Origin of the sequence: Kitasatospora fiedleri, from assembly GCF_948472415.1 — a bacterium.
Taxonomy (GTDB): Bacteria; Actinomycetota; Actinomycetes; order Streptomycetales; family Streptomycetaceae; genus Kitasatospora; species Kitasatospora fiedleri.
Genome location: NZ_OX419519.1, coordinates 6,092,497 through 6,116,438, shown reverse-complemented (window position 1 = coordinate 6,116,438; position 23,942 = coordinate 6,092,497). Strand labels below are relative to the sequence as shown.

14 protein-coding genes and 1 pseudogene are annotated in these 23,942 nt (G+C 76.2%); 7 read left to right on the top strand and 8 right to left on the bottom strand.

The features are described from left to right. Nucleotides 1-12: 12 nt before the first annotated feature. The 5 genes from QMQ26_RS27670 to QMQ26_RS27650 all read right to left on the bottom strand — a co-directional run bounded on the left by QMQ26_RS27670 (nt 13) and on the right by QMQ26_RS27650 (nt 7,296). Complete coding sequence (locus QMQ26_RS27670) at nt 13-945, bottom strand: carbohydrate ABC transporter permease (RefSeq protein WP_282203084.1); 933 nt, start codon at nt 943-945, stop codon at nt 13-15. After that, a complete protein-coding gene (locus QMQ26_RS27665; RefSeq protein WP_282203083.1) occupies nt 945-1,883 on the bottom strand; it encodes a carbohydrate ABC transporter permease in 939 nt (312 codons plus the stop codon). Before QMQ26_RS27665 ends, QMQ26_RS27670 begins: the two co-directional genes overlap by 1 nt. Nucleotides 1,884-2,026: 143 nt before the next feature. Then, the gene (locus QMQ26_RS27660) at nt 2,027-3,340 is read right to left on the bottom strand and encodes a family 16 glycosylhydrolase (protein WP_282203082.1); all 1,314 of its coding nucleotides are present in this window, start codon (nt 3,338-3,340) and stop codon (nt 2,027-2,029) included. 480 nt (nt 3,341-3,820) lie between these two features. Beyond that, nucleotides 3,821-6,724, bottom strand: a complete 2,904-nt coding sequence (locus tag QMQ26_RS27655) for a helix-turn-helix transcriptional regulator (protein WP_282203081.1) — start codon at nt 6,722-6,724, stop codon at nt 3,821-3,823. 95 nt (nt 6,725-6,819) lie between these two features. Then, nucleotides 6,820-7,296 (bottom strand): ATP-binding protein, encoded by a 477-nt coding sequence (locus tag QMQ26_RS27650; RefSeq protein WP_282203080.1) that lies wholly within the window; start codon nt 7,294-7,296, stop codon nt 6,820-6,822. Between the two features lie 366 nt (nt 7,297-7,662). Here QMQ26_RS27650 and QMQ26_RS27645 point away from each other — a divergent pair, with 366 nt between their 5' ends. Further along, nucleotides 7,663-7,863, top strand: a complete 201-nt coding sequence (locus tag QMQ26_RS27645; protein WP_282203079.1) for a hypothetical protein — start codon at nt 7,663-7,665, stop codon at nt 7,861-7,863. 32 nt (nt 7,864-7,895) lie between these two features. Here QMQ26_RS27645 and QMQ26_RS27640 read toward each other — a convergent pair whose 3' ends face one another. Next, on the bottom strand, nt 7,896-9,542 hold the full coding sequence (locus QMQ26_RS27640) for an amidohydrolase (protein WP_282203078.1): 1,647 nt from the start codon (nt 9,540-9,542) through the stop codon (nt 7,896-7,898). 58 nt (nt 9,543-9,600) lie between these two features. Next, a complete protein-coding gene (locus QMQ26_RS27635; RefSeq protein WP_282203077.1) occupies nt 9,601-11,100 on the bottom strand; it encodes an APC family permease in 1,500 nt (499 codons plus the stop codon). A gap of 163 nt (nt 11,101-11,263) precedes the next feature. Here QMQ26_RS27635 and QMQ26_RS27630 point away from each other — a divergent pair, with 163 nt between their 5' ends. The 6 genes and pseudogenes from QMQ26_RS27630 to atzF all read left to right on the top strand — a co-directional run bounded on the left by QMQ26_RS27630 (nt 11,264) and on the right by atzF (nt 21,177). Then, complete coding sequence (locus QMQ26_RS27630) at nt 11,264-11,989, top strand: TetR/AcrR family transcriptional regulator (RefSeq protein ID WP_282203076.1); 726 nt, start codon at nt 11,264-11,266, stop codon at nt 11,987-11,989. 274 nt (nt 11,990-12,263) lie between these two features. Continuing rightward, on the top strand, nt 12,264-12,935 hold the full coding sequence (locus tag QMQ26_RS27625; RefSeq protein ID WP_199847212.1) for a TMEM175 family protein: 672 nt from the start codon (nt 12,264-12,266) through the stop codon (nt 12,933-12,935). 148 nt (nt 12,936-13,083) lie between these two features. Continuing rightward, the gene (locus QMQ26_RS27620) at nt 13,084-13,797 is read left to right on the top strand and encodes a GntR family transcriptional regulator (RefSeq protein ID WP_100839856.1); all 714 of its coding nucleotides are present in this window, start codon (nt 13,084-13,086) and stop codon (nt 13,795-13,797) included. 113 nt (nt 13,798-13,910) lie between these two features. Next, complete coding sequence (locus tag QMQ26_RS27615; protein WP_282203075.1) at nt 13,911-15,602, top strand: purine-cytosine permease family protein; 1,692 nt, start codon at nt 13,911-13,913, stop codon at nt 15,600-15,602. A gap of 99 nt (nt 15,603-15,701) precedes the next feature. Beyond that, a pseudogene (gene uca / locus QMQ26_RS27610) lies at nt 15,702-19,366 on the top strand (urea carboxylase). Further along, entirely contained in the window at nt 19,363-21,177 is a 1,815-nt protein-coding gene (gene atzF / locus QMQ26_RS27605) for an allophanate hydrolase (RefSeq protein WP_282203074.1), read from the top strand. Before uca ends, atzF begins: the two are co-directional and overlap by 4 nt. Nucleotides 21,178-21,202: 25 nt before the next feature. Here the strand turns inward: atzF and QMQ26_RS27600 are convergent, their stop codons facing one another. Next, a complete protein-coding gene (locus tag QMQ26_RS27600) occupies nt 21,203-23,893 on the bottom strand; it encodes a SpoIIE family protein phosphatase (RefSeq protein ID WP_282203073.1) in 2,691 nt (896 codons plus the stop codon). Nucleotides 23,894-23,942 lie beyond the last annotated feature (49 nt).

The window sequence follows — 23,942 nt, the reverse complement described above, 5'->3', positions numbered from 1 at the left end:
GCGGGCGGGTGGTCAGCCCTTGACGGCCCCGGCGGCGAGGCCGGAGACGAAGTGGCGCTGCAGGACGACGAAGACGACGGCCAGCGGCAGCGAGGTCACCACGGAGGAGGCCATCAGGGCCGGCCAGTCGGCGGCGCCCTCGTGGATGAAGGCCGTGGTCAGGCCGACCGGCAGGGTCTGCTTGTCGGGCCCGGCCAGGGTGAGGGCGAACAGCAGGTCGCTCCAGGCCCGCATGAAGGCGAACATCCCGGCGGTGACCAGGCCCGGGGTGATCAGCGGGAAGACGATCCGGAACAGGATCGCGGTGTTCGACAGGCCGTCGACCCGGCCGGCCTCGATGAGTTCGTCCGGCAGGCCGTCGATGATGCCCTTGAGCAGGAACGCGGACAGCGGCAGCGTGAAGGTGGTGAACGCCAGCACCACCGCGGTGTAGGTGTGCAGCAGTCCGACCGCGCTGAACATCAGGTACAGCGTGACCAGCAGCAGGGCACCGGGCAGGAGTTGGCCCAGCAGGAACATCACCATGACGGCGTTGCGGCCGCGGTAGCGGAACTTGGAGAGCGAGTACGCCATCAGGCCGGAGACCAGCACCGAGACCGCGGCGGTGGCGGTGGAGACCACCGCGGAGTTGCCGAGGGCGCGCAGCAGGGCCGGGTCGTCGAAGAACGCGCGGAAGTTCTCCAGCGTCGGGTGGACCGGGAACAGCGGGCGGTCGGCGGCGAAGACGTCGCCGCGGCGCATGAACGCGGTGGCGAACAGCCAGTAGACCGGCAGCAGTCCGAACAGGGCGAGAGCGGTGAGGGCGGTCCGGCCCCACCGGCCGAGGGCCGGGGCGGTGATGCCCTCGCCGACCTGGCGGGCGGCGCGGCGGGCGGCCCGGCGGGTGGGCCGGGGGACGGGCGTGCGGGCGGGCGTGCCGGGGGAACGGGGGGCGAGCAGGGCCATCAGCGGGATTCCAGTTTCTTGTCCAGCAGGAAGTAGCCCGCGCACACCACGGACAGGGACACCAGCCACAGCACGCCCATCGCGGCGGCCCGGCCGAGCGAGAACTCGGTGAAGGCGTAGCGGTAGAGGCTGACGGCGAGGGTCATGGTGGAGGTGCCGGGGCCGCCGCCGGTCATCACGAAGATCATGTCGAAGGACCCGAAGTTGTAGATGAACTCCAGCATCGCGACCAGGGCGACCGGCCCGGCCAGGTGCGGCAGCGAGACGTGCCGGAAGCGCTGGGCGCGGGTGGCGCCGTCCAGGGCGGCGGCCTCCAGCTGCTCGCGCGGCAGGGACTGCAGGGCGGCGAGCGCGACGACCATCACCCAGGGGAAGGAGTTCCAGGTCTTGGCGACCACGACGGCGAGCATCGCGGTGGCCGGGCGGCCGAGGAAGTCGACCTGGGGCAGGCCCAGGCCGGACAGCAGGTGGTCCAGGACGCCGTAGCTGTCGTTGAAGATCCAGGCCCACAGGAAGGAGACCACCACGCCGGGCAGCAGCCACGGCAGCATCAGCGCGCCGCGCAGCAGGCCGCGCCCGCGCAGCCGGGCGTTGAGCAGCACGGCGAGGGCGAGGCCGACGGCGAGCGGGAAGAGCGTGGCCAGGCCGGAGAAGACCAGGGTGGTGCCGAGCCGGTCCACGAAGTCGGGCCAGACGGCGGTGTAGTTGTCCAGGCCGACGAACCTGCGCTCGGGCCGGATCAGGGACTGGTCGTAGAAGCTCGTCGCGATGCCGGCCAGCAGCGGGTAGACGGCCACCACGAGGAACAGCGTGAGCGCGGGCGCGGCCAGCATGAAGCCGAAGGTGCGGTCCCGGGCGCCCGCCGACCGGGGCCGCGCGGCGGGGCGGGGGGCGGGGTCCGCGGTCCGGACGGGCGGGGGTTCGGTGGTTATCGCCATGTTCACTCCTCATACTGTGACGACACGTCACCGTATCCCGGAAGACACATCCAGTAAATGGATGCGGGATTTACTATATGAATCCGTTGCCTGGGTGGGGCGGCGGGAGGTCGGGGGTGCCGCCGCCCCGCCCGGGCACCGGCTCAGCCGAGGGCGGTGACCGTCAGGTCGGAGGCGGTGAACGCCTGCTGGTAGCCCTTGAGGCCGATCCGGCCGGTGCCGAAGGCGAAGTCGTCCTCGGCGAGCTTGCGCACCCCGTCCACGTAGCCGGTCAGGGTGTTGTCCTCCACCGTCAGCTTCAGCCGGTACGCCGTCCCGGGCGTGACGGCCGCCGGGGCGGTGGCCAGCACGGTGGAGACGCCGTCCGCCTTGCGCACCAGCGCGACCTGCTGCTTGGCGGGCAGCAGTTGCAGGTAGTAGTAGTTCTGGTCGTCCTTGGCGCGGGCCATCAGCCCGGCGCCCTGGCCGGCGCCGTCGAGCGTGACGGTCGCCTCCACCGCGACGTTGGTCCAGTCCGGCGCGAACGGGAGGGTGTTGGGCGGCTGCGGGTCGGCGACGGGCTGCCCGAGCAGGGCGATCGCGTCGCCCTGCGCCGAGGGGTGGCGCAGGCCGTGGCCGGTCCCGGCCGGGACGGTGGTCCAGGTCGAGCCGGGCTTCTTCCACCAGCGGGCCGCCCCGTCGGCGAAGTCCTCCGCGACGGTGGTGAACGCGTCCGGCAGCGGCGTCGGGTCGTCCACCGGCGGGACCTGCCCGTCGGGCGCGTAGTAGGCGACCCGGTCCACCCGGTAGGTGCCGAAGCTGGTCCCGACCGGGACGTCCGCGCCGATGTAGGCGGGCGTGGTCAGCACCGCCGAGATCCAGATCGACATCGGCGAGTTGTAGGCCGCCGCCGGGTAGCTGGCGGTGCCCGGCATCGGGTCCCGGACCGGGTTGGGCACGGTGCCGATCGGCGTGCCGTCCAGCACGTACGTCAGCGCGGTGGGCGTGTAGTAGAGGCCGTAGCGGTGCCGTTCGTTCCACAGCGGCGTGCCGTCGGCCTTCTTCCAGGGGAAGCGCGGCTTGAACTCGGAGTTCTTGACGTCGTTGCCGGAGGTGTTGTTGTTCCAGGTGATGACGCCGCCGTCGAGCTTGGTGGTGGCGGGGACGGTGCCGTGCGGGGCCACCGACTGGACCTCGAACACGTCGAGTTCGGTGAACGGCCGGTCGTACACCGGGCGGCCCTCGGCGCCGTCCCACAGCTGGGTCCAGAACGCCGGGTGCCAGCCGGGGGTGAGCTGCGGGAGGGTCGCGGTGATCTCGTAGTAGCCGTAGCCGAAGCGCTGCTTGGAGGAGATGCCGCCGCCGCGGAAGCCGTCCTTCCGGCCGAGGCGCTCACCCGCCGCATGTCGATGCTCAGCTCGCCGCCGCCCACCGAGACGTTGGAGTCGTTCGACCAGGAGGTCTGGCGGACGTTCCACTTCGCGGGGTCGAGCGCGGTGCCGTCGAAGTCGTCGGCGAAGACCTGCCGCAGGCAGGGCAGCGGGTAGCTCACGCCGGCGGGGTCGACGGGGTTGGCGCAGGGCGTGCCGGTCGCACCGGCCGTCGCGGCGGCCGGGCCGACCGCGGTGAGCAGGCCGAGGGCGGTGGCGAGGCCGACCGTTCCGGCGAGGGTGCGGCGACGCAGGCGTGTGACAGGGCCAGCAGTCATGGGGGACCGCCTTTCGAACTGGTGGGTGGTGGCTCATATCGTGGCTAGCTCATCCGCTTTTAGCAAGAGTCATGCATTATCTGATGAACCAATCCACCTGCGGCGGCGCACGGCGGAGCACCGGTCCGAAGGGACGAGTCAACGCCGGGCCGCCCCGGACGGACACCCCGCAGCTACGGCGGGGGAAAAGATCGGGGGGTCGGGTAAGGGGCCCGCGCGGCTGCGCGGCCGAGGCCGAGCAGCCGTCCGCTCAGCCGCGCAGCGCCGCCGCGAGCTGGGTACGGGCGGAGATGCCGAGCTTGCGGTAGATCCGCGACAGGTGGACCTCGACCGTCTTCGGCGTGACGAACAGCTGGTGCGCGATCGCCCGGTTGGTCGCCCCCGCCGCCGCCAGCTCGGCCACCCGCAGCTCGCTGGGGGTCAGCGCCCCCGGCCCGGACAGCGCCGCCCGGCGCGGACGCGCGCCCGCCGCCCGCAGCGCCCCGCGCACCCGCTCGGTCAGCGGCCGGGCCCCGCACTGGTCGGCCGCGTCCAGCGCCTCGCGCAGCACCGCCCGGGACTCCGCCGCCCGGCCCGCCGCGTGCAGCGCGACCCCGAGGTCGGCGCGCGCCGCCGCCAGGTCCAGCCGCGCCGTCGACCCCGCCAGCACGGCGACCGACTCCCGCAGCAGCTCCACCGCGCCCACCCGGTCCGGCGCCAGGTCGGCCAGCAGCCGCAGCGCCCGACCGACCGGCGCGGGGGCGCCCCACCGCCGGGCCAGCTCCAGCTCCCGGACGGCCAGCTCCCGGGCCTGCCCGGTGCGGCCGTCCGCGTGCAGGGCCAGCGCCGCCGGGATGCGCCACTGCACCACGGCCGGGTTGAGCACCCCGATCGCCTCCGCGGCGCTCCCCGCCTCCAGGGCCTCGCGCGCCACTAGCGCCGGGGCGTCGCCGCGGGCCTGCCGCAGCCGGGCCCGCGGGGCGCCGAGCAGGTGCGCGGGCCCGGCGGCGGCCAGCACCCGCCCGGCCTCGTCGAGGTCGCCGCGCAGGAGCAGCGTCTCGCCGAGCGCGGCCCGCACCACCGGGCCGAGCACCGTGGTCCGCAGCCCCGTCCGCTCGTAGATCCGGGCCGCGGCCAGCCCCTCCCGGGCGTCCGTCTCGGCCTCCGCCAACTGCCCGGCCAGCAGCCAGCCGCGGGCCCGGACGGTGCTCGCCGAGGCCAGCATGCGCAGCGAGCCGCTCCGTCGGGCGTCGGCCGTCAGCGCGTCCAGCCGGGCCGCCGCGCCCGGGTCCTCCGCCAGCAGCAGCACCGCGAGGGCCAGCGCCAGCGCCGTGACGGTGTGCTCGGACGGCTCCAGCAGCCCGCCCGACAGCCCGCGCCGGGCCCGGTCCGCCGCGTCCGGGCGGCCCGTCATGGCGTCCTGGTAGGCGATCGCGCAGTCCAGCATCCGGGCCCCCGGGCCGTCGTGCTCGGCCAGCTCGCGCAGCCGGGGCATCCGCCGCGCCAGCTCCCCCCGGCCGGAGCGGGAGGCGAACGCGGTGAACAGCATCGTGGCGGCCAGCCGGCGCCGCAGGTCCTCCGCCGGGACGCCGCCCTCCTCCCGCTCCAGCGCCGCCACCGCGTGCTCCAGGTCGGCCATCGCCTGCTCGGTCGGCTGCACGTAGGTCGCCGCCTCGCCCAGCAGCGCCGCGATCCGGGCCCGCTCCACCGGGCCGGACGCCAGCCGCAGCGCGGTGCGCAGGTGGCCGGCCGCGGCGGCGATGTCCTGGGTGATGGTCGCCTCCGCCAGCTCCAGCAGCAGCGGCACCCGCTCCGGCTCGGGCGGCGGCTCCTCCAGCGCCCGGCGCAGGAACACCGCCGCCTCGGCGGGCGCGCCCATCGCGGCCGACCGGGCGGCGGCCCGGCGCAGCAGCGCCACCGCGTGCGGGTCGGCGGCGGGCACCGCGTGCAGCAGGTGCGCGGCGATCCGGGCCGGGTCGCCGTCGCCGGTCCTGGCCTCCACCAGCCGGGCGGCCCGGCGGTGCAGCAGGGCCCGGTCGGCCGCCGGGATCGAGGCGTACACGGCGGCCCGGATCAGCGGGTGGACGTAGCGCAGGCGGCGCGGGCCGCGCCCGGCCGCCGAGCCCTCCCCGTCGTGCACGGTGCCGGGGTGGCCGATCTCGTCCAGGCAGCGCAGCGCGGTGCCCGGGTCGATGCCCGCCAGCGCCGCCGCGTCGGCCAGCGGCGCGTCGTCGCCGAGCACCGCGAGCGCGGCGGCGAAGCGCTGCGCCCGCGGACCGAGCCGGTCCCGGCGGCGCTCCACCAGCCGGGCCACCGCGTGCGGCCCGAGGTCCACCACGTACCCGGCGTGCGCGGCGTCGGTCGGCAGGTCCTGCTCGCGCACGGCCCGGGCCAGCTCGCGCAGCAGCAGCGGGTTGCCCGCGGTGGCGTCGTGGCAGGCCCGGACGAAGTCCGGCTCGACGCCGCCCCGCTCCAGCGCGCGGGTCAGGAACTCCGCGGCGGCGCCCCGGCCGAGCGGGCGCGGGCGCAGCACCGTGAACGCCGGGTCGGTGGCGACCTGGTTGAGCAGCGGCCGGGCCTCGACCGCCTCGTCGCTGCGCACGGCGGCGACCAGGGCGATCCGCAGCTCGGCCAGCCGGGGCAGCAGGAACGCCAGCCAGCGCAGCGACGGCGGGTCGCACCAGTGCAGGTCGTCGACGACGAGCAGCAGCGGCTCCTCCTCGGCCGCGTTCACCGCCAGCCACAGCAGGCCGTTCAGCGCGGCGAAGTCGCCGATCGCCGGCCTGGCCGCCGCCGCCTCCGGTTCCTCCCGGAGCGGGGCGAGGACCGCGGTGGCGGCCAGTGCCGGGCCGGTCAGCAGGGCCGCCCGCCGCTCGGGGGGCGCCGCGGCCAGCAGCGGTTCGAGCAACTGCCGCACGACACCGAAGGCGAAACTGGTCTCCAGCTCGGTGGCCCGCGCGGTGAGCACCCGCACCCCGGCCGCCCGGCCCCGGTCGCGGGCGTACCGCAGCAGGGCGCTCTTCCCGATCCCGGCCACCCCCTCCAGCAGCACGGCCGCCCCGGCACCGCGCCCGGCCGCGGCGACCGTCGCGTCGAGGACGGCCGACTCGTGGCCGCGTTCGAGGAGTGCCGCGTCCGGTACGGGGGCCGGGGGCGGCCCGGGTTCGGCGCTCACCTGCCCATCTTCGCCGCTCGCACCGGATCGGTCCAGGTCAGGGACGGTCCGGCCCGCCGGGGCGGGCGCGGTCGGCCGAGCGTTGGGCCCGGCGTTCAGCCCGCCGCGACGCAGGCCCAGCGGACGACCGTCCCGCCGTGGTGCGGGCGGGCGCCGTGGGCGAGGGCGAGGGCGGCGACGAGGAACAGTCCGCGGCCGTGTTCGTCGGGCGGCGGCAGGTCGGGGGCGGTGGTGCGGGCGGGGCCGCCGTCGGTGACCTCGACCCAGAGCCGCCGGTCGGCGCGGTCGTGGCGGAGCCGGAGGGCGACCGGCGGGAGGGCGTGGCGGACCGCGTTGGTCACCAGTTCGGACACCACCAGGACCGCGGCGTCGGCGGCGGCGGGCTCCACCCCCCAGGAGTCCAGCGACGCCCGGGCCGACCGGCGGAGCGGCCCGAGCGCGTCGGGGCGGTGCTCGACCGCCCAGTGCTCCCCCTCCCGTCCCGGCGCGGGGGCGGCGGCGCGGGCGGGGACTGCGGCGCGGGCGGGGACTGCGGCGGGGCGGGGGGCCGTCGGGATCTCGGTCGTGGCCACGGCGATCACTTCCAGCGGGTGCGGTGGGCGGGCTCTCCCTCCGTTGTCCCACCCGGGCCCGCCCCCGGCGTCAGGGGGTGCACCCCAAGGAAACGGCACGGTTCACCGCCCGGATCGGAAACGTTCGCCTCCCCGGGCCGGGAACGGGGCGCGGGCGCTGGCAGGATGGCCGGGTGCACGACGACACCACCCCACCCGGGCCGAGCGGGTCCGCCTCTACCTCGACACCCTGCGGGCCCGGATGGCCCCCGACGAGTTCCGGGTGCTGGGCCGCCTCCTCGCCCCCGCGGTGGCCTCCCTCGCCGCCCCCGCCGAGGACCACGTCCTCGACCTCGCCCCGAGGACCGGGCGCACCTGACCCGCGAGGTGGAGGAGGAACTCCTCGCCGTGCTGTCGATCGTCGCCACCGGCACCATGGAGCACCGGTTCGTCGACCTCGGCGACGGCGCGACCACGGTGCTGGACACCGGCGCGGCCGACGACCCGGAGTCCGTGGAGCGGATGCGCGCGTGGGCGGCCCGGCAGCGCGAGGCCCGGGTCGGCGCCGAGCGGGCCCCGGACGCCTGACGCCCGGCCCCGGAGCCGGTCGCCGCACCGGGTCAGGCGTCGGGGGCGTGGTGGACCCGGCGGCCGCCGACGAAGGTCTGCAGGACGCGGGCCAGCGCGATCTCCTCGGCGGGGCGGGCGAAGACGTCGCGGTCGAGGACGGCGAGGTCGGCGAGCTTGCCGGGGGTGATGGTGCCGGTGTCGTCGAGGTGGTTCACGTGGGCGCTGCCCGCGGTGTAGGCGGCGAGCGCGGTGTGCAGGGGGATGCGCTGCTCGGGGAGGAAGACCGGGCGGTCGGAGCCGGGCTGGTGGCGGTTGACGGCGGTGTGCAGGGCGGCGATCGGGTCGGGGCTGGAGACCGGCCAGTCGCTGCCGGCGGCGAGGGTGGCGCCGCTGCGGACCAGGTCGGCGAACGGGTACTGGCGGGCGGCCCGGTCCCGGCCGAGGAAGGGGATGGTGAGCTCGTCCATCTGGGGTTCGTGGGCCGCCCACAGGGCCTGGATGTTGGCGGTGGCGCCGAGCGCGCGGAAGCGCGGGACGTCCGCCGGGTCGACCACCTGGAGGTGGGCCAGGTGGTGCCGGTTGTCGCGCCAGCCGTTGGCCCGGCGGGCGGCCTCGACGGCGTCCAGCGCCTCGCGCACGGCCCGGTCGCCGAGGGCGTGGAAGTGGACCTGGAACCCCTCGGCGTCCAGCGCGGTGACGGCCGCGGCGAGTTCGCGGGGGTCGACGAAGGAGAGGCCGGAGTTGCCGGAGGCGCAGCCGCAGGCGTCCAGGTAGGGGCCGAGCAGGGCGGCGGTGCCGTTCTCGGCGATGCCGTCCTGCATGATCTTCACGGTGTGGGTGTTCAGCCCGCCGAGGGTGAACTCCTCGCGGCGGCGCAGGAGTTCGGGCAGTTGCCCGAGGCCCTGGGACGGCTCCCACCACAGCGCGCCGCGGACCCGGGCGGTCAGCAGCCCCTCCCGCACGGCGCGGCGGTAGACCGGCGCGGCGTCGGGGGTGGAGGCGTGCGCGCCGAGCAGGGCGTCCTGCCAGGCGGTGATGCCGTACCCGTGCAGGACGGCCTGGGCGTGCAGCAGGCCGGCCAGCTGCTCGTCGGCGGTCACCGCGGGGACGTGGTCGGCGACCAGGCGCATGGCGCCTTCCTGGAGCGTGCCGCCGGGCGTGCCGTCGGCCTCGCGTTCGATCCGGCCGTCGGCGGGGTCGGGGGTGCGGCGGTCGAGGCCGGCGAGTGCGAGGGCCCGGGTGTTGGTCCAGGCGCCGTGGTGGTCGCGGTTGACCAGGTAGACCGGGCGGTCCGGCACCAGGGTGTCGAGCAGGTGGCGGTCGGGGGTGCCGCCGGGGAAGGACTCCATCGACCAGCCGCCGCCGGTGATCCAGGGGCGGTCGGGGTGGGCGTCGGCGTAGGCGCGAATCCGGGCGGCGCACTCCGCCGGGTCGGTGGCGCCGGACAGGTCGCACTGGCCCGCCTCCACGCCCGCGCCGACGGGGTGGACGTGGGCGTCCTGGAAGCCCGGGATCAGCAGCCGGCCGCGCAGGTCGACGACCTCGGTGGCCGGTCCGACCAGGTCGCGCACCTCGTCGTGGCCGACCGCGAGGACGCGGTCGCCGCGCACCGCCACCGAGGTGGCGTACGGGCGGACCGGGTCGACGGTGTGGACCGGCCCTCCGGTGAACACGAGGTCGGCGGTGGCGGCGTGCATGCGGGCTCCAGGACGGGGGGTGCGGACGGGCGGAGGACGGAACGGATGGGCAGACGGGTCAGGCGGTGGCGTCCATGGGCAGCGCGATGGCGTCGGCGTCGGTGCCCCGGCCGGTGGCGAAGTACGGGGAGCGGCGGCGCCACTTGGCGACGGCGGCGACGACCAGGCCGGAGCCGACGATCAGCGCCGGGATCAGCAGCATGAACCAGCCGTTGTCGGGGGTGGCCTCGAAGTGGTCGCTCATGGTGGCGTACTGGTAGGCGAGGTACCCGCCGAGGCCGAACAGCACCAGGGCGCTGAGGCCGGGCACGATGACGCCGCGCAGGGCGGGCGACAGGCCCGCGCGCAGGTCGGCGCGGAAGCGGACGGCGCAGGCCAGGGCGGTCAGGCCGTAGTAGAGCGCGACGATCAGGCCGATGGAGTTCACGGCGGTGAGGATCATCAGGTTGATCTTCGGGATGCCGACGGCGAGGACGGCCACGGCGGCGGACATCGCCATGATGAGCAGGGTGCCGACGGCCGGGGAGCCGTAGCGGGGGTGCACCCTGGTCCACAGCCGGCCGAGGGTCTGGTCCCGGCCCATCGCGAGCGCGCCGCGCGCGGTCGGGATGACGCTGGACTGGAGCGAGGCGAACGCCGAGCACATCAGCGCGGCCAGCGGGAGCGAGGCCCACGGCTCGGGGGCGAGCCTCGCGCCGAGGTAGGTGAGGGCCTGCGGGCCCTGGGCGACGAGTTCGTCGTTGCCCAGGATGCGCTGGAAGGAGATCGCGGCGAACACCAGCAGCCCGAGCATCGCCAGCAGGGCGATCAGGCCGCCCCGGGAGGCGTCGGAGGCGTTCCTGGTCTCCTCGTTGACGGTGAACGCGGCGTCCCAGCCCCAGAAGACGAACACCGCCAGCACCAGGCCCTGGGCGAGGGAGCGGAAGGAGTCGATGGCGAACGGGTTGAGCCAGTTCCAGGAGAACGACTCGTGCCCGGCGAGCATCGCCCAGGTGCAGAACACCAGCAGCACGGTGTACTCGAAGGCCAGCAGCGCCCACTGGAGGCGGGTGGCGGAGCGCACGCCGGTCACCGCGGTGACGGTGACGGCGACCAGGGCGACCAGGCCGACCACGGTGCTGATCCCGGTGGAGCCCGGGTCGAGGTCGATGCCGAGCAGGCGGTGCAGTCCGGCCTTGTTGACGAACTGGAGCACCACCGAGCCGGTGATCGCGCTGGTGTAGGCCATGAAGATCACGTTGGCGACCAGCACCACCCAGCCGGTCAGGAAGCCCGGCCAGGCGCCGACCGAGCGGCCGACCCAGGTGTAGCCGTTGCCGCAGTTCGGCTCGGTGCGGTTGAGCCGGGCGTAGGAGAGCGCGATGCCGAGGATCGGCAGGAACGCGACCAGCAGCAGCGCCGGGGTCTGCCGGCCCGCGTACACCGCGAGCGCGCCCATGCCGATGCCGATGCTGGTGGTGGCGGCCGTGCTGGACGCCGCGATCGCCACGCCGTCGCGCACGCCCAGGGTGCGCCGCAGCTCCGGTGCGGGGGGTCTGGCGGGGGTGCCAGCGGCCATGTCGGTCTCCTCGACTCGTGGGGGGACCCTCCGCCCGGGCCTGAGCGGCGCGGGGCGGGCGGAGGGGGGTGCACCGATGAAACAACCCTGCCATAGTTACGTCAATAAGTTGTCGTAAGAGCGGCCGCCCGCGGCGCCGCCGACCCCGCCCAGGAGCCCCGACGTGCCGGAACCGACGCGCATCCCCGCCGAACGCCGCCGCAGGCGCCCCACCCGCAACGGCACCGTGCTCACCGAGGAGCTGATCGTCACCGCGGCGCTCGACCTGATCGAGGCGCCCGGCGGGAACGCCCTGACCGTGCGCCGGCTCGGCACCGCCCTCGGCTGCGACCCGTCCACCGTCTACCGCTACTTCGCCGACACCGACGCCCTGCTGCTCGCGGTCGCCGACCGGCTGATCGGCGACTCGCTCGACGGCTTCGCCCCCACCGCCGACTGGCGGGCCGACCTGCGCGAGTTCGGGGTGCGGGTGCACAGCTCGGTGCTGCGCCACCCGCGGCTGGCCGCCGTCCGCGCCTCCCGGGTCACCGCCGGCCCGGCCGAGTGCCGCGCGGTCGACACCGGCATCGGCCTGCTGCTGGCGGCCGGCTTCTCCCCCGCCGACGCGGTGCGGCACTACCGCGCCTTCATCGACACCGTCCTCGCCCACGCCGCCCTCGACGCCGACGTCCGCACCCTCACCGCGCAGCAGCGCGACCAGCAGGACCGCTCCTGGCGCTCCGTCCACGGCAACCTCCCCGCCGCGGAGTACCCGCACCTGCACGCCGTCCGGGACCACCTGCCCGAGATGGCCGGCTCCGCCTTCCCGGACGTGCTGGACCTGCTGCTCGCCCGGTTCGACGCGCTCGGCCCGCAGAGCCCGCCCGGCGGGCGGGGCACGGGAGCCTGACCGGGCGGCGGGCGGTGGTGTCCGCGCGGGCCTGACCGGGCGGCCGCCGCGGGTGGGCCGGTCGGAGGACGTCCGGTCCCGGTGGCGGGGGCGGGTGGCGACGGCGGGAACGGATGCCGGGCCGCCCGTGCCCGCGGGCGGCGCGGACCGCCGGCCCGGCGCCGGCGGCGGACGAAGGTGAGGTGACGGCCCCGGTGGAGTCGCTCGTGACGGGCCGCGTGACGGCGCCCGTGGCAGTTCCCGGAGGAGTCCCGGTGCCGGACGGCGGCCGGTGATGCGCGCCGGGACGCGTTTCACCCGGTCGGACACCGCGCGGGCCGAGGCGTTCAGCGACGGGGTGTTCGCCATCGCCGTGACCATCCTGGTGCTGGACCTGTCCGACCCGCCGCACCGCAGCGGGGGGCTGGCGCACGCGCTGGCCCAGCAGTGGCCGGCCTACGTCGGCTACGCGGCCTCGTTCAGCTACGTGGCGGTGATCTGGCTCAACCACCACCAGGCGTTCGTCCGGGTGCGCTCGCTCGACCGCGGCCTGCAGGCCGCGAACCTGCTGGTGCTGTTCACCACCGCGGCCCTGCCGTTCCCCACCGGGGTGCTCTCCCGCGCGCTGCAGGAGGACTTCGACGGCGCGGACGCGCGGACGGCGGTGGCCCTGTACGCGGGCGTCGCCGCGGCGATGTGCCTGAGCTGGGTGGTGCTCTACCACTGCCTGCGCCGCCGCCCGGAGCTGCTCGCCACCGGGGTGGAGCCGTCCTACCTGCGGCACGGCAGCCTGCGGTCGTGGATCGGCGTGGGCCTCTACGCGGCGGCCGGCGTGCTGGGCGCGGCGCTGGCCCCGCTGGTCGCGCTGGGGGTGTTCCTGCTGGTGCCCGCGTTCTACCTGCTCACCAGCGAGGGCTTCGGGCCCGCCCGCACCGGGGCCGGGGCCGGGCCCGGGGAGCGCGGCTGAGCGGCCGAGCGGCTGAGCGGCCGAGCGGCCGTCAGGCCCGGCCGTCGACAGCGCCGTTAACCGTGCCGTTGCCCGGGGAGGCTTCCGAAACGCCTCCTTCACCCGGGGCGCGTCCGGCGGAAACGGCCGCTGCCTAGCGTCTCCCGCCATGGACACAGCGCTGTATACACCCCCGGACACACCGAACCTCCCGCACCGCGAGCGGGTCCACGCGGAGCTGAGCGAGGAGTTGCTGTCCGGCCGGATCGGGCTGCGCGAACGGCTGACCGAGGAGCGGCTGGCGGCCCGGTTCGGGGTCTCCCGGACGCCGGTGCGGGAGGCGCTGGCCCGGCTGCGGTCGGACGGGATGATCGAGCGCGGCGACGGCGGCTACTTCCCGGTGGTGCCGAACCTCCCGCAGCTGCGGGACCTGTACGAGCTCCGCGTCACGCTCGAACTGCGCGGCGTGGCACGGGCGTTGGAGGACCCGTCGCTGCGGCACGACCCGGCGGTGATCGAGGCGGAACTGCGGCGCTGGTACGCGATCCGGGAGGCGCCCCCCGAGCCGGACCCCCGGTTCGTCGTGCTGGACGAGGAGTTCCACACCGCGCTGTCCCGGGCCGCGGGCAACCCCGCGCTCACCGAGGCGCTGGTCGCGGTCAACCGGCGGATTCGCCGGGTCCGGATGTACGACTTCCTCACCCGGGACCGGGTGGACTCCACCATCACCGAGCACATCGAGATCATGGAGCACGTCCGGGACGGCCGCCTGGACGAGGCGTACCGCGCCCTGCACAGCCACGTCGGGGCCTCCATGGACGTCGTCCTGGAGCGCGCCCGGCGCGCCCTGACGCAGATGGCCCTGCACGCGGACCGGGTCTGACCCCTTACCGCCGTCCCGCGCACCCGCGTACCGGCGCACCCGCATGCCCGCATGCCCGCATGCCCGCGCACCCGCGCACCCTTCCGCTCTTCCGCACGGCAAGGAGGCACCGCATGAACGTCGAGCCCCGCCTGGTGAAAGCCGCCGAGCCCGGCCCCCCGCAGTCGGCGGCACCGGGCACCGGGCAGGCGGTGAAGGAGACCCTGGAGGACTACACCCTCCGTTTCGCGCCGCGCAGTTACCGCCGCTGGACCCCGATGGTGGTGGCCACCACCGCCCTCGGCGGCATCGCCTACCTGGCCGACTTCTCGATCGGCGCCGGCATCGGCCTGGCCCACGGCACCGGGAACGCGCTGGTGGCGATCGCCGTGGCCGCCGTGGTCATCTTCGTCACCGGCTACCCGCTGGCGTACTACGGCGCCCGCTACAACATCGACCTGGACCTGATCACCCGCGGCTCCGGCTTCGGCTACTACGGCTCGGTGCTGACCAGCGTCATCTTCGCCAGCTTCACCTTCATCTTCTTCGCCCTCGAGGGTTCGATCATGGCCCAGGGCCTCAAGCTGGGCCTCGGTCTGCCGCTCTGGCTGGGCTACCTGGTCTCCACCCTGATGGTGATCCCGCTGGTGGTCTACGGCATGAAGGCGCTCAGCCGGCTCCAGGTGTGGACCACCCCGGTCTGGCTGGTGCTGATGGTCTCCCCGCTGGTGTACCTGATCTCCACCGACCCGGGCAGCGTGCACCGCTTCCTGTCCTACCCGGGCACCGACGGCGCGGGCGGGGTCGACACCGCCTCGGTGCTGCTGGGCGCCGGGGTCTGCCTGTCGCTGATCGCGCAGATCGGCGAGCAGATCGACTACCTGCGCTTCATGCCGCCCCGGACGGCGGCCAACCGGCGCGGGTGGTGGACGGCGGTGGTGCTGGCCGGCCCGGGCTGGGTGGTGGTCGGCGCGCTGAAGCAGGCGATCGGGGTCTTCCTCGCCGTGCACATCCTCTCGGCGGTCGGGCCCGGCCTCGCGCCCGAGCCGATCCGGCAGTTCAAGGGCGCCTTCGACGCGATGCTGCCGTCCTGGCTGGTCGTCCCGCTGGCGGTGGTGCTGGTGGTGATCAGCCAGATCAAGATCAACGTGACGAACGCCTACTCCGGCTCGCTCGCCTGGACGAACTCCTTCACCCGGGTCACCCGGCGCTACCCCGGGCGGATGGTCTTCGTCCTGGTCAACCTGGGCATCGCGCTCGTCCTGATGGAGGCCGACATGTTCAGCTTCCTCAACGGCGTCCTGGGCTTCTACTCGAACTGCGCGATCGCCTGGGTGGTCACCGTCGCGACCGACATCGGCGTCAACAAGCACCTCCTGCGGATCTCCCCGCTGCGACCGGAGTTCCGCCGCGGCATGCTGTACGCCGTCAACCCGGTCGGCGTGGTCGCCTTCACCGCCGCCTCGGGCCTGTCCATCGCGCTGTACTTCCACGCCCTGGGCGACACCCTCCAGCCGTACTCCCCGGTGGCCGCCGCCCTGATCGCCTTCGTCCTCACCCCGCTGATGGCCGTCCTCACCCGGGGCCGGTACTACCTGCGCCGCACCGACGACGGCCTGGCCGAGCCGCTGCTGGACGACGAGGGCAACCCGAGCGCGGCCACCCTGGTCTGCCACGTCTGCCACCAGCCGTACGAGCGCCCCGACCTGGCCGCCTGCGCCACCCACGACGCCGTCGTCTGCTCGCTGTGCCTGAGCACCGACCGGGTCGGCGACCACGTGCTGCCCGCCGCACCCGTCACGCCCGCCGCACCCGCCGGCGCGTAACCCGCTCCGCCACCGGTACGGGGCGGACCGGTCGCCCCGACCGGCCGGCCCGCCCGACCCCTCCCGCCCCGTCCGGCCCGCCCCTGAGGAGCCGCCGTCGTGTTCGACACCCTGCTCGTCGCCAACCGCGGCGAGATCGCCTGCCGCGTCATCCGCTCCGCGTCCGCGCTCGGCCTGCGGACCGTGGCCGTGTACTCCGACGCCGACCGCACCGCCCCGCACGTCCGGATGGCCGACGAAGCCGTCCGGCTGGGCCCGGCGCCCGCCGCCGAGAGCTACCTGCGGGCCGACCTGGTGCTGGCCGCGGCCCGCGCGACGGGCGCCGGGGCGGTCCACCCCGGGTACGGCTTCCTGTCCGAGAACGCGGCGTTCGCCGCCGCCGCGGAGGCCGCCGGCCTGGTCTTCGTTGGCCCCACCCCCCGCCAACTGGAGGTCTTCGGCGCCAAGCACACCGCCCGCGCGGCGGCCGAGGCCGCCGGGGTCCCGCTGCTGGCCGGCACCGGGCTGCTGGCCGGGCCGGAGGAGGCGCTGCGCGCGGCCGAGGAGATCGGCTACCCGGTGATGCTCAAGGCCACCGGCGGCGGGGCGGCATCGGCATGCGGGCCTGCGCCGGGCCGGACGAACTGCGGGCCGCCCACGACCAGGTCACCCGGCTGGCCCGGGGCAACTTCGGCGACGGCGGGGTCTTCCTGGAGCGGTACGTCGCCCGGGCCCGGCACGTCGAGGTGCAGGTCTTCGGCGACGGCACCGGACGGGTCGTCAGCCTGGGCGACCGGGACTGCTCGTTGCAGCGCCGCCACCAGAAGGTCCTGGAGGAGGCCCCGGCCCCCGGCCTCCCGGCCGCACTGCGCGAGCAACTGCACCGCAGCGCCCGGGAGTTGTGCGCCTCGGTCGGCTACCGCTCGGCCGGCACCGTGGAGTTCGTCTACGACGCCGAACGCGAGGAGGCCGCCTTCCTGGAGGTCAACACCCGCCTCCAGGTGGAGCACCCGGTCACCGAGCAGATCACCGGCGTCGACCTGGTCGGCTGGATGCTGCGGCTGGCCCGCGGCGAGCAGGACCTGCTGGCCGGCGTCGGCCCCGACGGCCCGCCCGTCCGCGGGCACGCCGTCGAGGCCCGGCTCTACGCCGAGGACCCGGGCCAGGACCACCGGCCCAGCTCCGGCCTGCTCACCCGGGTCGAACTCCCTGCCACCACTCCCGGCACCGCTCCCGGCGGCGTCACCGGGGGCGCTCCCGGGGGCGCTCCGGACGGCGCTCCCGTCGTCGGGATACGGGTGGACGGCTGGGTGGAGACCGGCCAGGAGGTCTCCCCCGCCTACGACCCGATGCTCGCCAAGGTGATCGCCACCGGCCGCGACCGCGCCGAGGCGTTCGCCCGGCTGGCCGAGGCCCTGGAAGCCACCCGGATCGACGGCGTCGAGACCAACCTCGGTCTGCTGCGCGCCGCCTGCCGCACCCCCGAGGTGCTGGCCGCCCGGCACACCACCGCCACCCTGGCCGGCGTCACCGACCCGCGCCCGCGGATCGACGTGGTCCGCGGCGGCACCCTCACCACCGTGCAGGACTGGCCCGGCCGCACCGGCCACTGGGACGTCGGCATACCGCCCGGCGGCCCGATGGACGACCTCTCCTTCCGGCTCGGCAACACCGCCGTCGGCAACCCGCCGGGCGCCCCCGGCCTGGAGTGCACCCTGGAGGGCCCGGCCCTGCGCTTCTCCCGGCCCGCCGTCGTCTGCGTCACCGGCGCCCCGGCCCCGGTCACGGTCGACGGCGCCCCCGCCGCCCAGTGGGAGCCGCTCGACCTGCCCGCCGGCGCCCTGCTGGAGGTCGGCACCCCCGCCGGGCCCGGCATGCGGACGTACGTGCTGGTGCGCGGCGGCCTCGACCTGCCCGCCTACCTCGGCAGCACCGCCACCTTCACCCTGGGCGGCTTCGGCGGCCACGCCGGCCGCGCCCTGCGCACCGGCGACGTGCTGCGCCCGGCCGACCCCGCGCCCGGCGCGCCCGCGCCCGCCGCCGTCCCCGCCGCCCGGCGCCCGCACTTCACCACCCGCTGGCGGCTCGCGGTCTCCGAAGGCCCGCACCCCGCACCGGACTTCCTCACCCGGGCCGGTCTGCGGACGGTGTACGGCGCCGACTGGAAGGTCTCCGCCCAGTCCGCCCGCACCGGCGTGCGGCTGATCGGCCCCCGCCCCGAGTGGGCCCGCCCCGACGGCGGCGAGGCCGGACTGCACCCCTCCAACGTCCACGACACCGCGTACTCCGTCGGCGCCGTCAACCTCACCGGCGACACCCCCGCCATCCTCGGCCCCGACGGGCCCAGCCTCGGCGGCTTCGCCTGCCCGTTCACCGTGGTGGCCGGCGAGCGCTGGAAGGCCGGGCAGCTGCGCCCCGGCGACACCGTCCGCTTCGTCCCCGTCACCGAGGCCCGCGCCGCCGAGCTGCGCCGCTCCCCCGCCCCGCGCACCCTGCCTGCCGACGGCCCCGACCCCGACGACGGCGTGCTCGCCCGCCGCCCCGCCACCGACACCGCGCCCGAGGTGGTCTACCGGCGCGGCGCCGACGACAACATCCTGGTCGAGTACGGCCCGATGGCCCTCGACCTGGCCCTGCGGATGCGGGTGCACGCCCTGGCCGGGCACCTCGCCGCGCACCGGCCCCGCGGCTTGGTCGACATCACCCCCGGCGTCCGCTCGCTGCACCTGCACACCGACCCCGACGCGCTCCCGCTGCGCACCCTGCTCGGCCTGCTCCAGGAGGCCGAGGACCGGCTCCCCGCCGCGCACGACCTCACCGTGCCCAGCCGGGAGGTCCACCTGCCGCTGTCCTGGGACGACCCCACGGTGGACGAGGCGATCTCCCGCTACCGCACCTCGGTGCGCGACGACGCCCCGTGGAACCCGTCCAACATCGAGTTCATCCGCCGGATCAACGGCCTCGACTCGGTCGACGACGTCCGCCGGACCGTCTTCGACGCCCGGTACCTGGTGCTCGGCCTCGGCGACGTCTACCTGGGCGCGCCCGCCGCCACCCCGCTCGACCCCCGCCACCGCCTGGTCACCACCAAGTACAACCCGGCCCGCACCTGGACCGCCGAGGCCGGCGTCGGCATCGGCGGCTCCTACCTGTGCGTCTACGGCATGGAGAGCCCCGGCGGCTACCAGCTGATCGGCCGCACCGTCCCGATCTGGGGCGGCCTGCGCCCCGGCCGCTCCTTCGCGGACGGCATCCCCTGGCTGCTGCGCTTCTTCGACCGGATCGTCTGGCACCCCGTCTCCCCGGCCGAACTCCTCGACGTCCGGGCGGACCTGGCCGCCGGCCGCCGCGCGCTCGACATCCGCCCCGGCACCTTCTCGTTGGCCGCGCACGAACGCTTCCTGGCCGAGAACGCCGACGACATCGCCGCCTTCCGGGCCCGCCAGTCCGCCGCCTTCGCCGCCGAGCGGCGGGCCTGGGAGGCCGCGGGCGAACTCGCCGACCGGCCCGAGCCCGTCCCGGCCCCGGCGGTGGCGCCCCGCGCGCTGCCGCCCGGCGCCGGGCTGGTGGAGGCGCCGCTCAGCTCCAGCGTCTGGAAGGTGGCCGCCGCGCCCGGCACCCGGGTCGCGGCGGGGCAGCCGCTGATCGTGCTGGAGGCCATGAAGATGGAGGTCGTCGTCCGCGCCCCGTCGGCCGGCGTCGTCGCCGACGTGCTGGTCGCCCCCGGCCAGCAGATCGACGCCGGCACCCCGTTGACCGTCGTCCTGCGAGAGGAAGCAGCGTGAACCGCACCACCCCCGAGAGCGACGCCCCCACCGCCGTGGCCGCCGGGACCGCCGAACGCCCCGCCGCCGCAACCACCGCAGCCGTCACGGCCGGCACGGCCGGCACGGCCGGCACGGCCGAGGAGCGCGTCGCCGCCGCCTACCGGCGCATCGAGGAGGCCGACCGGCCGGAGGTCTGGATCACCCTGCGCCCCCGGGAGGAGGTCGCGGCCGAGGCCCGCGCCCTCGACGCCCGCGCGGCGGCCGGTGAACTCCTGCCGCTGCGGGGCCTGTTGTACGCCGTCAAGGACAACATCGACGTCGCGGGCCTGCCCACCACCGCCGCCTGCCCCGGCTACGCCCGGCACCCCCGGGTGTCCGCCACCGCCGTGCGGCGGCTGGCCGCCGCGGGCGCGATCGTGCTCGGCAAGACCAACATGGACCAGTTCGCCACCGGGCTGGTCGGCACCCGCAGCCCGTACGGCGCGGTGCGCTCGGCCCACCACCCGGAGAAGGTCTCCGGCGGCTCCAGTTCCGGCTCCGCGGTCGCCGTCGCGCTCGGCATCGCGGACTTCGCGCTCGGCACCGACACCGCGGGCTCGGGCCGGGTGCCCGCCGCGTTCAACGGCATCGTCGGCGTCAAACCGACCCTCGGCCTGGTCCCCACCACCGGGGTCGTCCCCGCCGCCCGCCCCTACGACGCCGTCACCGTCTTCGCCCGCACCCTCGCCGAGGCGCTGCCCGCGCTGGCCGTGCTGACCGGCCCCGACCCGGCCGACCCGCGCAGCCGCGGCTGGCCCGACGCCGTCCGGCTGGCGGCACCGGACCGGCCCCGGGTGGCGCTGCCCCGCGAGCAGGACCTCGCGCCGCTGTCCGCGCAGGCCCGGGCCGCCTTCCACGCGGCCGCCGCCCGGCTGCGGGAGACCGGCGCGGAGACCGCCGCCGTCGACGTCTCGCCCCTGCTGGCGGCGGCCCGGCTGCTCTACGACGGCGCCCTGGTCGCCGAACGGTACGCGGCCGTCGGGGAGTTCCTCGCCCGCGACCCGGAGGGCGCCGACCCCACCGTCGCCGCCATCGTCCTCGCCGCGGCCGACCTGCCCGCCCACGCCCTCGCCGCCGACCAGGAACGCCTCGACCGGCACCGGGCCGACGCCGCCCGCCTGCTGGCCGGCTTCGACGCGCTCCTGCTGCCCACCACCACCGAGCACCCCACCCTCGCCGCCGTCCGGGCCGACCCGGTCGGCGTCAACTCCCGGCTCGGCACCTACACCAACTTCGTCAACCTGCTCGACCTGGCCGCCGTCGCCGTCCCGGCCGGCGAGGCGGACGGCAGCCCGTTCGGCGTCAGCGTCCTCACCCGCGCCTTCGACGACCAGGTCGGCCTCGACCTCGCCGCCCGTCTCACCGGCGAAGAACTCCCGGCCCCACTCCCCGACACCGGCATCGACCTGGTCGTCCTCGGCGCCCACCGCCGCGGCCAGCCCCTCAACCACCAGCTCACCGACCCCGGCGCCCGCTACGCGGGCCCCGTCCGCACCGCCCCCGCCTACCGCCTGACCGCCCTCCCCACCACACCCCCCAAACCCGGCCTGGTCCACGTCGGCCCGGACGGGGGCGGCACGGTCACCGGCGAACGGTGGACCCTCTCCCCCGCCGCCCTGGGCCGCTTCCTCGCCGACCTCCCCGCCCCGATGTCCCTGGGCCGCATCCAACTCGACGACGCCACCTGGGTCCTGGGCTTCCAGTGCGACCCGCACACCGCGGCCACCGGCCCCGACATCACCCACCACGGCGACTGGCTCACCTACCTGGCCACCCGGCCGCACCCCTGACCCCGCCGGCGACCGGCCGCGGAGCTCAGAACCGCGGTTCCAGGGCGAGTTCGGTCCAGATCGTCTTGCCGCGCTCGGCGTACCGGCAGCCCCAGCGCTCGGCCAGCTGCGCGATCAGGAACAGGCCGCGCCCGCCCTCGTCGCTGTCCAGCGCGCGGCGCAGGCGCGGCTGGGTGTTGGAGGGGTCGGAGACCTCGCAGACCAGCGTCCGGTCGCGGATCAGCCGCAGCACGGCGGGGCCCTCGGTGTAGCGGATGGCGTTGGTGACCAGCTCGCTGACGATGAGTTCGGCGGCGAAGGCGAGGTGGTCCAGGCCCCAGGCGGCGAGCTGGGCCCCGGTGTCGGCGCGGGCCCGCTGGACGTCGGCGAGGTCGGCGTACCGGCGGGTCAGGGTGGACTGCGGCAGGACGGCGCGGGTGCGGGCGAGCAGCAGCGCGGTGTCGTCCTCGGGGTGGTCGGCACCGGGGCGGTCGGCGAGCAGGTCGGCGGCGACGTCCTGGAGGGGGCGGTCGGCGGGGGCGAGGCCGGGCAGCCGGGTGAGCAGGCCGGGCATGGCGGCGTCCGGGTCGTGGCCGGTGAGGCCGTCGGTGTACAGGACGAGCAGGCTGCCCGGCTCCAGCACGGTGCGGTGCACCTCGTAGGCGCTGTCGCCCGCGCCGAGCGGCGGCCCGGGGTCCAGCGGCAGGTAGCGGGCGGTGCCGTCCGGGGTGAGCAGCAGCGGCGGGGGGTGTCCGGCGCCGGCGGTGTGCAGTTCCCGGCCGACGGGGTCGTAGACGGCGAACAGGCAGGTGGCGCCGACGGTGTCGGGCTCGGCGGACTCGGCGGCCATCCGCTGGACGAGGTCGTTGAGGCGGATCAGCAGGTCGTCGGGCGGCAGGTCGAGTTCGGCGAGGGTGTGGACGGCGGTGCGCAGCCGGGCCATGGTGGCGGTGGCCTGGAGCCCGTGGCCGGTGACGTCGCCGATGACCAGGGCGGTGCGCAGCGAGGAGAGCGGGAAGGCGTCGTACCAGTCGCCGCCGACGCCGAGGGTGCCGTCGGCGGGCCGGTAGGCGCCGGTGCTCTCGCAGGCGGTGGTGGTGTCGGTGGTGGGCGGCGGGAGCAGGCTGTTCTGCAGGACGACGGCGGTGGCGTGCTCGCGGGTGTAGCGGAAGGCGTTGTCGAGGGCGAGGGCGGTGCGGTCGCACAGGTCCTGGACGAGTTTCGTGTCGGCCTCGCCGAACGGTTCGGGGGTGGTGGTGCGCCAGACCATGACGTAGCCGAACAGCCGGCCGCGGTAGTAGAGCGGGCAGCCGATCGCGGAGCGCATGTCCGCGGGGACGAGGGCGGCGACCAGCCGGGGGTCGCCGCCCAGCGCGTAGCGGGCGGTGTCCGGGTCGAAGACCAGGACGCCGCCGACCGCGACGGCGGCGATCTCCGGCCGGTCGGGGACGACGGGGACGGGTTCGCCGACCTGCACGAGCGGGGCGGGCCAGCGTCCCCCGGTGGCCTTCGCGGCGACCCGGCGCGGCGCGGACGCCTGGACGCCGGGGTAGCCGAGCTGCGGGTCGCGGCCCTGGAGGACGGCGTCGGGGAAGTCGACGGCGGCCAGGTCGCCGAGGGCGGGGACGAGGATGTCGACGAGTTCGCGGGCGCCCGCGACGACGTCGAGGGAGCCGCCGATCTCGGCGGCGCGCCGGTACGCCTCGGCCAGGCCGAGCCGGGTGCGGCCGGCGGCGGGCAGCTCGACCAGGACGACGACCACGCCGCGGGGGCGCCCGTCGGGGCCGTCGGCCGGGTCGTCGACGGGGAAGCAGGTGAGGGAGAAGGCCCGCTGCTCGTCCAGGCGGTGCTCGACCCCGATGACGGCGGTACCGTCGAGGACGGTCCGGTCGCAGGCGGCCCGGGCGGGCACGCCCTCGGGGGTGCGCAGGCGCTCCAGCCAGTCCTGGCCGTCCGGGCCGGTGCCCAGGCCGCTCACCAGCAGGGCGTCGAAGGCGGCGCTGAGCCGGACGGGGCGCAGCTCGCGGTCGAGGTAGGCGGTGGCGATCCGGTCCTGCTGGAGCACGGCCCGGGCCAGCGGCGCGTCCGGGAACCCGAGGCCGGCCGGGTCGGCGGGCTGCGGGGTGATCGTCAGCAGTGCGCCGCCGCCGGGCGGGCCCGCGGGCAGCAGGCGCAGGTCGACGGTGCGCGAACCGCCGTCGGCGCGCCGCAGCCGGACGCCTTCGACGGGGGCGGTGCCGGTGGGCAGCGGGCCGCCGAGCAGCTCGGCGGCCGGACGGCCGCGCAGGCCGTCGGCGGGGAGGCCGAACAGGTCGGCGGCGCCCTGCGACCACCAGGTGACGGCGCCCGCCGGGTCGAGCAGGACCGCGACGCTCGCGGGCGCGGACCCCCGCGCCGGGTCCGGGCCGGGGGCGGGCGCGGGGGGTGCTGGAGAGTCCACGGGGCGTCTCCCCTTCCGGGCTCGGGCGCGTACCTCCTGCCAGGATGCGCCGCCGGACGGCCGGAGGCACGCCGCGACCGCCGCCCACCACCCGTCCGGCCCGCCGCCGGGACGGGGGCGGGGTTGCACCGCGCGGTCCGGGCCGAGGGCGGTGACGCCCTCCAGGACGCGGGTGGCGGTGGCGGCGGAGCCGACGTCGCGGTGCGAGCCGGTGCGGACGGCGGCGACGCGGGCGCCGGCCCGGTGGGCGGCGGACGGGTCGCCGGTGGCGTCGACGGCAGCGGACGCCCCGTACACCGGAGCGCGGTCAGCAGCAGGTCGGGTCCCGGGCGGCGCCGACTTTTCG

Bases quoted from the DNA above. Each gene is read 5' to 3' on its own strand.
- QMQ26_RS27665 (WP_282203083.1), bottom strand. From the start codon at position 1,883: ATGGCGATAACCACCGAACCCCCGCCCGTCCGGACCGCGGACCCCGCC.
- QMQ26_RS27670 (WP_282203084.1), bottom strand. From the start codon at position 945: ATGGCCCTGCTCGCCCCCCGTTCCCCCGGCACGCCCGCCCGCACGCCC.
- QMQ26_RS27625 (WP_199847212.1), top strand. From the start codon at position 12,264: ATGCGCGCCGGGACGCGTTTCACCCGGTCGGACACCGCGCGGGCCGAG.
- QMQ26_RS27640 (WP_282203078.1), bottom strand. From the start codon at position 9,542: ATGCACGCCGCCACCGCCGACCTCGTGTTCACCGGAGGGCCGGTCCAC.
- QMQ26_RS27620 (WP_100839856.1), top strand. From the start codon at position 13,084: ATGGACACAGCGCTGTATACACCCCCGGACACACCGAACCTCCCGCAC.
- QMQ26_RS27615 (WP_282203075.1), top strand. From the start codon at position 13,911: ATGAACGTCGAGCCCCGCCTGGTGAAAGCCGCCGAGCCCGGCCCCCCG.
- QMQ26_RS27635 (WP_282203077.1), bottom strand. From the start codon at position 11,100: ATGGCCGCTGGCACCCCCGCCAGACCCCCCGCACCGGAGCTGCGGCGC.